The sequence below is a fragment of the Maribacter sp. PR66 genome, assembly GCF_028464205.1.
Lineage (GTDB): Bacteria > Bacteroidota > Bacteroidia > Flavobacteriales > Flavobacteriaceae > Maribacter > Maribacter flavus.
In genome coordinates this window covers 23,382-35,980 of record NZ_JAQPCH010000002.1, presented here as the reverse complement: position 1 = coordinate 35,980, position 12,599 = coordinate 23,382, and the positions used below count along the sequence as shown (strand labels likewise).

The 12,599-nt window shown below is 44.9% G+C and carries 6 protein-coding genes; all 6 read left to right on the top strand.

Annotated features, from left to right (window positions below; genetic code table 11):
• The first annotated feature begins 93 nt into the window (after positions 1–93).
• The 6 genes from PP181_RS05095 to PP181_RS05070 all read left to right on the top strand — a co-directional run bounded on the left by PP181_RS05095 (position 94) and on the right by PP181_RS05070 (position 12,592).
• Positions 94–3,279 carry a glycosidase gene (locus tag PP181_RS05095; RefSeq protein ID WP_272636240.1) on the top strand — a complete coding sequence of 1,062 codons (3,186 nt, stop codon included), beginning with the start codon at positions 94–96 and terminating at the stop codon, positions 3,277–3,279.
• On the top strand, positions 3,254–4,702 hold the full coding sequence (locus PP181_RS05090; protein ID WP_272636239.1) for a carbohydrate-binding protein: 1,449 nt from the start codon (positions 3,254–3,256) through the stop codon (positions 4,700–4,702). Before PP181_RS05095 ends, PP181_RS05090 begins: the two co-directional genes overlap by 26 nt.
• 43 nt (positions 4,703–4,745) lie before the next feature.
• The gene (locus tag PP181_RS05085; RefSeq protein WP_317131721.1) at positions 4,746–5,555 is read left to right on the top strand and encodes a glycoside hydrolase family 16 protein; all 810 of its coding nucleotides are present in this window, start codon (positions 4,746–4,748) and stop codon (positions 5,553–5,555) included.
• 45 nt (positions 5,556–5,600) lie between these two features.
• The gene (locus PP181_RS05080) at positions 5,601–7,778 is read left to right on the top strand and encodes a PKD domain-containing protein (RefSeq protein ID WP_272636238.1); all 2,178 of its coding nucleotides are present in this window, start codon (positions 5,601–5,603) and stop codon (positions 7,776–7,778) included.
• A gap of 90 nt (positions 7,779–7,868) precedes the next feature.
• Positions 7,869–11,303, top strand: a complete 3,435-nt coding sequence (locus tag PP181_RS05075; protein WP_272636237.1) for a hypothetical protein — start codon at positions 7,869–7,871, stop codon at positions 11,301–11,303.
• 5 nt (positions 11,304–11,308) lie between these two features.
• Positions 11,309–12,592 carry a glycosyl hydrolase family 17 protein gene (locus tag PP181_RS05070; protein ID WP_154917211.1) on the top strand — a complete coding sequence of 428 codons (1,284 nt, stop codon included), beginning with the start codon at positions 11,309–11,311 and terminating at the stop codon, positions 12,590–12,592.
• Positions 12,593–12,599: the final 7 nt, after the last annotated feature.

Sequence of the window (12,599 nt, the reverse complement as noted above, 5' to 3'; positions counted from 1 at the left end):
ATTTTTGATAAAACTCTAAAAAACAATCAAAAGATTGCCTGATTCACGAAATACTTGGCATATCTCTATTCCTAACACTTTAAAAAATATAACATGAAGATTAGGTTTCTCGCATTATTCATCTCCCTTTGCTCACTCTCTGGTTATTCCCAAACAGATAAAGTGGCCTTGGTTCAAACCCAAAATGGTACCAAGCTTCAGGTGAACGGTGAGGATTTTATGATCAATGGGATGAACTGGGATTACATTCCCATCGGTACCAATACGGTAAATGCAAGATTTTGGGAAAAGTCGGACGATATTATCAAAGCGGGATTGGATACGGAGATGTCCCTGTTAAAAAACATGGGGGTCAATGTAATACGACAATATACGGGGGTTCCTGCCAAATGGATAAAATATATCTATGAGGAGTATGGCATTTATACCTTGCTCAATCACTCCTTTGGCAGGTATGGATTGACCATAGATGGTGTTTGGACACCCGTAACTGTTTACGACGATCCTAAAACCCAAGCATTGTTGACCCAAGAATTGACCCTGCTCGTAGAAGAGTACAAAGACACTCCTGGCCTACTTATGTACTTATTGGGCAACGAAAACAACTACGGACTTTTTTGGCAAGGTGCGGAAACGGAGGATTTCCCAGATGATGAACAAGAAAAGCAGTTCATTGGTGAAAAACGTGGTAGGCCCATGTATCGCCTTATGAACGAAGTGACGAAAAAAATGAAGACTATTGATGGCAACCATCCTATTGCACTTTGCAACGGTGATGTTCTATTCATAGATATTATTGCCGAGGAGTGTCCGGATGTTGATATTTATGGCACAAATGTATACCGAGGTGTTTCTTTTGGGGACATGTTCCAAGTGGTCAAGGAAAAATTGAACAAGCCCATCATGTTTACCGAGTTTGGTGCGGACGCATACAACGCGGTGGAGAATAAGGAAGATCAATTATCTCAGGCCTATTATATGGTGGGCAATTGGGAAGAAATCTACGCCAATGCCGCAGGTCTAGGGAAATCTGGCAACTCCATAGGAGGGTTTACCTTTCAGTTCAGTGATGGCTGGTGGAAATATGGGTTTGACGACCGTAAGAACGCCGATGTCCACGACAATAATGCCTCCTGGTCCAATGGGGGCTATTCCAGGGATTTGGCGGGCGAAGGTGTTAATAACATGAACGAAGAATGGTTCGGTATCTGCGCAAAAGGTCAAACGAACTCACGAGGACTTTATGACCTATATCCTCGGGCAGCTTATTACGCATTGCAAGAGGCCCATAAATTGAATCCGTATGAACCCGGTATGGATTTGAACTTTTTGGAAAACTATTTTGACAATATCGTTCTTATGGACGCCGTACTTAAGGCGAGGGGAGATAAGGCGGCTTTAAATTCTGAACAAAGCAGTTTATTACGGATAAGCAACTTACTAGCTAAATTCGCTACGTTTAGTACGGGGGGAAGTCTAATTACTACCCCCGACAATCCAGACCCAGACGACCCAAATACCTTCCCAAACCAACTGGGCTTCGACCATATGCAATCCTATTTTGTAGGCGTTGAAGGCAACCCGGCTCCAAATATGCGGGCAGAAGTGAATCTAAACGTGGTGGGCAATGTCGCCCAGAATCCCATCAACGAAATCTTCTACGAAAACAATTCACGGCCTATAGACGTGAGCACCGATCGCGGAGATGTAGTAGTTTCGGACGTAAACAGGGTACGGGTATACCAGGCCGAATTTGAATGGAACGCCAAGGAATTCGATCTTCGCGGATTCTACAGGACCGGGCACTACCACTGGGGCTATGAAGGCGATTTCTTCGGATTTTACCCTGAAGCCAACTACGGCCCAAACCTCGATATTTACAATGGGGAAATCTTGGGCGCTGAAATTGATGGCAAAGGACCCTTAAAGGGCTTAAAGGTCGCGGTAGGGCCTCAATTGTGGTGGGGTGCCAATCCTACCATGTTGTTCAAATACCGGAAGCATATTGGTAAATTCAACGTTACGGGCATTTATCATCGCGATTTTGAGACCGATGTGGAGCTGGATGAAAACGGTCGCCGAATATTGGACCTCAACCAAGTACGAAGCGGTGTGATACCCCCATGGCCCACAGAACGTGCGGCAATCGCCATAGAGCGGGAATTTGGAAAATTTGGTGTGGAACTGGGTGGCATTTGGTCCGGGAGCCCTTTGAACGGCCTAACGTTTCAAGATGTGCGCGGCGAAACGGGCAATTACATTGTTTTTGAAGACCGTATACAGGCAAGCGACAACTGGGGCGGAAAAGTCAAGATTACGTACGAAGGCGGTAAATTCAATTGGTACGGTCAAGCTTCTGCCATGGGGCTTATTGCCAATGGCGGGGCGGACCAGACATTGACATTTACCGGATGGAAACTACGCGATACAGGAAGTGGCAACGTTACCAGCCTTTTGACAGGTTTTACCATTGCTTCGGGCAAATTCCAGATCGCCCCTAATTTTATGATCCAGAAACCATTGGTAGAGGCGATGCCCAATGATGTTCAAGGACCGGGCCGTTTGAGGAATATCATCGACGACCCTTTCTCGGTACGTGCCAACAGGGAGACCATCGGTAGTGAACTATTGATATCCTTTGATCCTACGCCGGGCACCTGGATGTATGAATGGGACAATGACCGTGCGGAGGACGCCCCGTTTGCGATGAACCTCGGTTTTGTCTACAGGCACTTGCCAACCACCATGGACGCCCACATTGGCTTCCTGGCCAACAGGCAGTTTTTTGCCTTCCCCAACTCGGCTCCTGCCGAGGACCTCTGGGAAATACATTCCCGCATGGTGTCAAAAATAGGACCGGACCTGGGCTTTATCGGTAACTTCTATTATGGCAATGGTCAGGGAAATGGTGATAGCCAACGCCTTATCAAACGATTTGGTGGGGATATCAGGGCCATTTACAAGAATTATAAACTTTCCTCCCATGTAAAGGTGAACGATTGGGGGCCCTTTGATTACCATCGTGATTTTAACTTGACATTCCCCCTTCAATTGATGTTGGATGTCTCCACGACCTTGGGCAAACCGGACTGGTTCATCCTCCCCAGTACCCAAGTGGGCATTCGGGGTATCTGGCGCTCCTTGAACGAATTTTCACCGAGATACGCGCCCAATGCCGCCGAGGAATTTTCAAACGAACCGATCATTAGCCCAGTAGGCTTCCCCAACGGATCGGAATGGGAAATCATGACTTATGTACATATCAATATTGGTAAATAATAACGGAATGATGAAAAACAACAGATATATCAGTACTACAAATACCTTGTTTTCCGTGATTGTTCTGACCTTGCTGTTGGGATGTGAACGGAACTTTTCAGAAGACGTGGAATTTGCGTCCTTTCCGCCTAATGGTGACGTTTTCATCGATACCTTCTCGGCAGGTTTGGATTATTTTCCATTTGTGGATGGGGGTGCGGATCCAGAAGCATTCAGCGTGGATACCGATGAATTTTTTGCTGGCAATGCCTCCATGCGTTTTGATGTACCACCATTTGGTGTAGGTTTTGTGGGAGCTACGTTTAACACAACGGTAAAAAGGGACCTATCCGGTTTTGATGCCCTCACTTTTTATGCCAAGGCTTCCCAAGCGGCGGATATAAACGAAATTGGATTTGGTATAGAGGGGGAAACAGGAAATAAATTTCAAGTGACCACCCAGAATTTACAAATAAGTACCCGATGGGAAAAATACACCATACCCATACCAGACCCTTCAAAACTTTTTAATCAAACCGGATTGTTTTGGCTAGCCGAGGGTGCCGAAAACGAATTTGACGAAGGCGGTTATACCTTGTGGTTTGATGAAATAAAATTTGAAAAGACCGGAACCTTGGGGCAGCCGAGGCCGGCAATCCTAAACGGTGCAGACGTGCAACAGCCCGGTTTTGTGAACATTGGTCAATCATTGACCGGCCTTACCCAAACCGTGAACTTGGAATCCGGGGAAAATATTACCGTGATTGCCGCACCGTCGTACTTTGACTTTTCATCATCAAATAATGGGGTTGCCCAGGTAAATGAGTTGGGAAATATTTCGGTTACGGGTCTTGGTCAAACAACCATTACAGCCTCCTTGGCAAACAATCCTGCCGAAGGTTCCTTGGAGCTGAATGTTGAAAGTGCCTTTGAATTCGCCCCTACCCCGCCGTCACGGGCGCCTGAAGATGTCATCTCGGTTTTTAGCGATGCCTATGCGAACGTTGCGGTAGATTACTTTAATGGCTTTTTTACCCCTGACGGACAAACCACCCAAGGTGGCTCACCGCCGCTAGACTTTAACGGGGACAGGATCATCAACTATACCCAACTCAACTTTGTGGGCATTGGTACTTTCTTGAACGTGGCACCGATCAATGCTTCGGCCATGACCACACTACATATCGATATCAAGGTCAATGAAGCCATTGACCCGGGAGATTTTATAAGGATCCAATTGTTAAACTCCGTTGGCAATGGCGAAACCTCCGGTTCGGTGACCCTGGCGGCCTCCGATCTAAGACAAGACGAATGGGTCAGTTTTGATATCCCATTGGCCGACTTTACAGGGTTGGGCGATCGCTCACAAATTGGTCTATTGTTCTTTGTATCGGACAGCACCATTTCAGACATTTTTGTTGACAACATCTATTATTACAGGTAATAAGAAAAAGAAACTTCAAATGCTTAATAGAAAAAGAAAGATTGTGAAAAATACTGTGTATCAAGTTTTTATGGGCCTTTTTATCAGCTCATTCATCGGGTGTGAGGTGGATGAAACCCAGACGGTAACGACCTTGACCAATGTGGTACTTTCGGAGGAATTCGATACAGACGGTGCCCCAAATCCAGATGTATGGGGCTTTGATATTGGACGGGGACCTAATGGCGACGGTTGGGGAAACCAAGAATTGCAGTATTACACAGATCGTCCAACGAACGTGGCCATAGAAAACGGCAACTTAAAAATTACGGTCCGCCAGGAATCCTTCCAGGGTGTGGGCTATACATCCGCCCGATTGTTGACCAAAAACCGATTTGAACAGGCTTATGGTCGTTTTGAAGCAAGAATACAATTACCAACAGGCCAAGGAATTTGGCCCGCCTTTTGGATGTTGGGTGCGGATATTGATGAGAACCCGTGGCCCGGAGCCGGTGAAATCGATATCATGGAATACAGGGGTCAAAACCCCACCATCTTAGTTGGTAGTGTGCACGGTCCAGGCTATTCGGCGGGAAATGCCATTTCAAAGGAATATGAACTGCGCAACGACAGGTTCGATACGGGGTATCACATTTTTGGTATTGAATGGTCTCCAGTTGCCATCAACTTCTATGTGGACGATGTGCTCTACAACCAAATAACTCCAGAAGATGTAACTGGGGAATGGGTTTTTAATAAGCCATTCTTTCTATTAATGAACGTAGCGGTAGGAGGAAATTTCGTGGGGCCACCCAATTCTGAAACCCGGTTTCCCCAGACTATGCTGGTAGACTATGTACGCGTATTTAATTAAGGAATTGCTTTATAAACAGAAAATTGACTAATTAAACATTTAACTATGAAATCATTTTTTAAAAAAGGGAAATTAATTTCCATGTCGGCTTTATTGCTTTTATTTCTTGGATGTAGTGATGATGATGAAGTTTTACCGGAAGTTGTTGCAAGTTTCACCCAATCCATAGACCAGACCACGGGTACGGTCACGTTTACCAACAATTCCCAAAACGCCACTACCTATTCGTGGAATTTTGGAAATGGAAATACGTCTACGGCCAAAAACCCCACACAGGTCTATGAAAATGGGGACTATACGGTAACATTGACAGCCTCAAATGTGGTCGGTGATTCTGATACGGCCACCGCGAACTTTACGATTACCATACCGGATGACGGAGGCGATGGTGGAGATGGAGGAAACGATTTTGATAGTGGCCTGCTTACCAATGGCGATTTTGAGGCCGGTGTGGAACCTTGGATTGGCAATGCTGCCAACGTACAGGAAGACGGGGGAAACAGCTTTAATTTTGCAGATGTACAGGCAGCGGGTAACCCATTTGATGTGAACTTGAGCCAAGTTGTGGCCATAACCCAAGGCACCAATTACATTTTAAAGTTTGATGCTTCATCGGACAGGGAAAGGACCATATTGGCAGGTATAGGGTTAAACGAGGCCCCTTTCACCAATACAAACGTGGAAATTAACTTGACAACGGCAACCCAAACCTTTGAGCTACAACTCGCCGCAACTGATTTTGGCGGGTCCAATAGTCGCGTATTGTTCGATATGGGCGCAGCCATAGGTACCGTGGTAATAGACAATGTATCCTTAGTTGAGGGCGGAGATGGTAGTGATTCCAACACCGGAGGTGGTGATAGTGGTTTTGACAGCGGACTATTGACCAATGGTGATTTTGAGGGAGGCGTAACCCCATGGATCGGGAATGCGGCCAACGTACAGGAAGATGGTGGAAACAGCTTCAATTTTGCAAATGTCATGGCCGCAGGTAACGTATTCGACGTAAACCTTAGCCAAGTTGTGGCAATTACCCAAGGAACCAACTATATCTTGACCTTTGATGCTTCTTCCGATCGTGAACGCACGATGTTAGCCGGAATCGGTTTGAATGAAGCACCGTTTACAAACACGAGCGTTTCTGTAAACCTGACCCCTGAGACGCAAACGTTTACGTTGCAATTGGCCGCTTCTGATTTTGGTGGCGCCAATAGTCGGGTCCTATTTGATATGGGAGGTGAAGTTGGTGTAGTGGTTATTGATAATGTCTCCTTGGTTGAAGGTGGCGATGGCAGTGATTCCAACCCAGGAAATGGCGGAGGTACCGGTGAGGTGACCGCTTTTTGTAACACCCAGATCCAAGCCTTTGGGGGTGATGCAGGTTCAGATATTTTCTTGTCCGTTTTTAACGTAAACGCTACTACCATGCGCGTTGAAATCTCTTCCGCGGATAGCGACCCGGTCGACTTATTGGTATTGCCCGCTGGCGCGTGGGTTCCTAACGATGCCGGTATTTCAATGGCACCTATGGAAGTTTCACCCGGAGTTTGGGCGGGAGAATTTTTCTTCCCCAATGGAGCACCTGAAAATGTAGAACTTTTCATTGAGTGGAGTAAGTTATCTTTTGCAGGAAACTGGAGATCTACGGCCCCTGACACCTTGGATACAGTCGCTTTCAATGCTACGTGTGACACAGGATCCGGAGGAGGTACCGGCGGTGGAAATACAGGTGATGGTTCTGGAATCGTTGTAGATTTTGAGGATGGCGGTACATTGACAGGTGCCTTTGACAATGGTGCCAATGGTGCTAATGCGACCAACCCCGATCAAAGTGGGATCAATACATCGGCCACGGTATATCAGTTTAACAAAATTGTAGGCTCCGCCTGGTATTCAGGAGCGTTTAATGTCTTTCCACAAGACCTTTCAGCGACGGGCGGTACAACTTTTAAAATGAAAATATGGTCACCAAATGCAGGTGTCAATGTACGCTTTCAGTTGGAGAAAGAAGGGAACCAAGGCCCCATTGTCACCTACAACGTAGACCAAACGGTTACGGAAGCCAACACCTGGGTTGAGTTGACATTCGATTTTTCATCGACACCGCTTGATCTGACCGATGGTTATGATAAAATCGTCATCTTCCCAGATTATGATGAGTCCAACCAAGTACCGGTTGCTACGGAGGCAATCTACTATTTTGATGACATAACCCAGGAATAACGACAGAATTAACGCTGATTTTGGGTTGAAAAGGCCGGTTTGAAAATAGGCCGGCCTTTTTCAATAAATCTTAAAAAATAATTACCGGAAATGACCGAAAAATCCAAGGTACCCTTAGAATATATCGAAATAGAGAACGAAAGCTATTTTAAAATTGGCAATTACGATTCCATGCGGCCTTTCTTCATGAGTATCGTAAGTGATTCCAATCACTGGATGTTCATTTCAAGCAATGGCGGATTGACAGCTGGCCGTAAAAATGCCGAATTCTCCCTATTTCCTTATTATACGGACGATAAAATCACAGAATCGGCAGAAATAACGGGTAGCAAAAGCATTTTTAGGGTTCATAAGGACGACACCGTATGGATTTGGGAACCGTTTTCAAACCTTGGAAAAACTGCTTATCGTACCACTCGAAACCTATATAAAAACAGTCATGGCAATAAATTAATTTTTGAAGAAATAAACCATGACCTGCAATTGACTTTTTCCTATCAGTGGAATTCAAGTAACCGTTTTGGTTTTGTGCGTAAGTCCCAGATTCATAACAACTGCGATTCAAAAATTGAAATTTCCGTTTTGGACGGTATCCAAAATGTGCTTCCTTACGGTGTGGGAAGCTATACCCAGACCAATTCCAGCAATCTGGTCGATGCCTATAAAAGAAATCAATTATTAAAGAATTCCGGCCTTGGCATCTATGCCCTGAGTGCCATTATTGTGGACAAGGCGGAACCCAGCGAGGCCCTAAAGGCCAATGTGGTTTGGTCACTAGGTCTTGATAATTTAGGGTATTTGGTTTCCTCCCTTCAATTAGATCATTTTAGAAGAACGGGTACCATAGGCACGGAAACCGATGTGAAGGCAGAAAAAGGAGCTTATTTCATCCATGCCGATTTAATTTTGCCCCCAAATTCCAAAAAGGAATGGCAATTGGTGGCGAACGTAAACCAGGACCACAGTGCCATAATCGCTTTGGACAAAAGTATCAAAGAGGATACGGGGCTTTACCAAAAAATCCAGGAGGATATAGATTTGGGGACGAAAAACCTGATTGGTCTTTGCGCGGCTTCGGATGGGCTACAGGACACTAAAGATGTCTTGAGGGATACCAGACACTTTTCCAATACGCTCTTTAACATCATGCGCGGTGGTATTTTTGACCACAATTACGATATCGAAAAACGGGATTTTAGGGCGTACCTAGTAAATGCCAACAAAGAGGTAGCTAAAAATAATAGTGCCCCGATTGATGCCCTACCGGAAATTTTTGCGGCCAATGATTTAAAGCAGCAGGCGCTATCGAATACAGATGTACATTTCAAACGCCTTTGCTTGGAATACCTACCATTGAAATTTAGCAGAAGGCACGGAGATCCTAGCCGGCCATGGAACCGTTTCTCCATCAATACGCGTAGTGAAGTTGATGGATCCAAAATTTTGGATTACGAAGGCAATTGGAGGGATATCTTCCAGAATTGGGAGGCTCTTTCCATTTCTTACCCAGAGTTTTTGGAAAGTATGATCCACAAATTCCTGAACGCATCTACTTTTGACGGATACAATCCGTACCGAGTGACCAAAGGGGGCTTTGACTGGGAAACAATTGAGCCGGACGACCCTTGGAGTTATATTGGGTACTGGGGCGATCACCAGATAATTTATCTGCTTAAATTTTTGGAACGGTTCGAAAGTCATAATCCCAAACAGTTGGAAAGCCTTTTGGACCAGGAAGTTTTTGTGTATGCCAACGTACCGTACAAAATTAAATCGTACGAAAAGCTTCTAGAAAACCCAAAGGATACGATTTTATTCGACGAAGAGCTGGATAAGGAAATCCGACAAAAACGGGCCGAACTAGGTGCGGATGGTGCACTTTTACAAGATTCTAACGGAAGCATCGTAAGGGCGAATTTTCTGGAAAAGATTTTGGCAACGACCTTGGCAAAGCTTTCCAATTTTATTCCAGAGGGCGGTATCTGGATGAACACCCAACGGCCGGAATGGAACGATGCCAACAACGCGCTGGTAGGTAACGGCGTCTCCATGGTAACGCTCTATTACCTACGCCGGTTTTTGAACTTTTTTAAAGAAATTTTTGAAAATATAGAAAAACCAGAGTTTACCATCGCTATTGAACTTTTTGAATTTTTCGATTCCGTAGCAAAAACGTTGGCCAGGCATAATGAAGCCCTGACCGGCCCCATGAATGACCAAACCCGAAAAAATATCCTAGATGGACTAGGCAAGGCGGGCGCTTCCTTTCGAAATCAGGTTTATGAAAATTCCTTTTCGGGTGAAAAAAGAAGTGTATCCCTGGAGGAATTGAAAGCGTTCATTGAACTCGAAATTAGGTATTTAGAACACTCCATTAAGGCCAACAGGCGAAAAGACGATTTGTACCATGCCTATAATCTTATGTCCGTTACCCCAGACAATGGAGTGTCCATTTCCTACCTGGAAGAGATGCTTGAAGGTCAGGTGGCCGTTCTAAGCTCAGGATATTTATCCTCAAAAGAAGCATTGAACGTGCTGGATGCATTGAAGCACAGTAAACTTTTTCGTGAAGACCAATACAGTTATTTGTTGTACCCCAACAAGGAGCTTCCCCTGTTTTTGGAGAAAAACAACATCCCGGAAGCATCGGTCAAAAAATCGAAATTACTTACCAAGTTGGTAAAAGAAGGCAATAAGGAACTCATTGTAAGATCGGTTGACGGCTCTTACCACTTTAACGGGAACTTCAACAACGCCAACGATGTCACCAAAGCCTTGGATTCCCTTAGTAATAAAGAATATAAAAACTTAATTCCATCAGAACGGAACTATATTCTTCAGGTTTTTGAAGAAGTTTTCAACCATAAGGCCTTCACCGGCAGATCGGGTACCTTTTACGGTTACGAAGGTTTGGGCTCCATCTACTGGCACATGGTTTCCAAGCTGTTTTTGGCGGTCCAGGAGTGCTGTCTAAAAGCGGTACATGAAGGAGAAAACCCTGAAATCGTAGGCAGGTTACTGGAACACTATTACGAAATCAATGAAGGGATCGGGGTACACAAATCCCCTACCCTTTACGGTGCCTTCCCCACAGACCCCTACTCGCACACACCGGCAGGCAAGGGGGCCCAACAGCCGGGGATGACAGGACAGGTAAAAGAGGACATTTTAAGCCGATTTGGAGAACTGGGAGCTTTTGTTAACGAAGGAAAATTATGCTTTGAACCCTGTTTATTGCGTAAGAGCGAATTTTTGGAAGCGGGTAAAAACTTCACCTATATTGGAGTGGATGGAATTGCAAACGAAATACCCCTGCCATCCAACACGATAGCCTTCACCTACTGTCAGGTTCCAATAATTTATAAAATGGCCGAAAATGAATCCCTAATAATCGGTTTTACGGACGGTACTAAAAAATCGATGGATACCCTTTGTCTTAATCGCAAACTATCGGAATCTGTATTCAAGCGAAAAGGCGAAGTATCGCGAATTGAAGTGGCCCTAAACCCATCCCGATTAAAATGATAGCCATGAAATTAAAACGGAATATCATAGGGATACTAAGCATATTGCTTTTGGTGTCATGTAAGGAAAAAGCAAATGAGAATCCCCCATACCAACAAAAACAAGAACAACAAGTGACTGCAAGAGATATATTGGGCAACCCAGAATACCAGGCCATCTCGTATGGCGGATACCGAAAAAATTCACGACAACTACAACCCACCATGGACCAGCTCAAGGAAGATATGCGTTTGCTAAATGCTATGGGTATACGGGTATTGCGAACCTACAATGTGCAGTTGCCCCATGCATCAAACGTGCTCAAGGCCATTCGTGAACTAAAAAATGAGGACGAAACCTTTGAAATGTATGTTATGCTGGGCGCATGGATCGATTGTAAAAACGCATGGACAGGAAAACCGGTAGATCACAACATTGAAAGTGAACAAAACGCCGATGAGATAAAACGGGCCGTTGCCTTGGCCAATGATTATCAGGATATTGTAAAGGTCATTGCCGTTGGCAACGAGGCTATGGTCAAATGGGCGGAATCCTATTACGTGCAACCGGAAATCATCCTTAAGTGGGTGAACCATTTACAGGCATTAAAATCAGAAGGAAAACTGCCCTCAGATCTATGGATTACGAGTTCCGACAATTTTGCCTCCTGGGGAGGTGGCGGCCCAGAATACCATGTTAAGGATTTGGACGAATTGATCAAAGCGGTCGACTACCTATCAGTACATACCTATCCCATGCACGATACCCATTACAATCCGCAATTTTGGGGCATCACAAATGATGAAGCATCCCTTTCACAAACCGAGCAAATTAATGCGGCGATGCAACGAGCTTTGGACTATGCCAAATCACAGTACAACAGTGTGGTAAGATATATGAAGAACCTAGGCGTTGACAAACCGGTCCATATTGGCGAAACGGGTTGGGCAAGCCATTCCGATGGACTTTACGGCCCCGAAGGTTCAAAGGCATGTGATGAATATAAGTCGGCCATTTATTACCAATTGATGCGTAACTGGACCCAAGCCGAAGGAATTTCATGTTTCTATTTCGAAGCCTTTGATGAGCCTTGGAAAGATGCGCAAAATCCGAACGGTTCAGAAAATCATTTCGGACTTTTCACAGTAGATGGAAACGCGAAATATGCCCTTTGGAACCTTGTAGATGAAGGAATCCTTGAAGGAATGGTAAGGGATGGAAACACCATCTCAAAAACATATAGCGGTGACTTGGAGCTACTTTTAAATGATGTGGCCCTTCCCTCCATTAACAACGAAATCAACAACTAAAACCAAC

What these genes read in the sequence shown, in the direction of transcription:
- PP181_RS05095 (WP_272636240.1), top strand. Translation starts at nt 94, where the DNA reads ATGAAGATTAGGTTTCTCGCATTATTCATCTCCCTTTGCTCACTCTCT.
- PP181_RS05080 (WP_272636238.1), top strand. Translation starts at nt 5,601, where the DNA reads ATGAAATCATTTTTTAAAAAAGGGAAATTAATTTCCATGTCGGCTTTA.
- PP181_RS05075 (WP_272636237.1), top strand. Translation starts at nt 7,869, where the DNA reads ATGACCGAAAAATCCAAGGTACCCTTAGAATATATCGAAATAGAGAAC.
- PP181_RS05070 (WP_154917211.1), top strand. Translation starts at nt 11,309, where the DNA reads ATGAAATTAAAACGGAATATCATAGGGATACTAAGCATATTGCTTTTG.
- PP181_RS05090 (WP_272636239.1), top strand. Translation starts at nt 3,254, where the DNA reads ATGTACATATCAATATTGGTAAATAATAACGGAATGATGAAAAACAAC.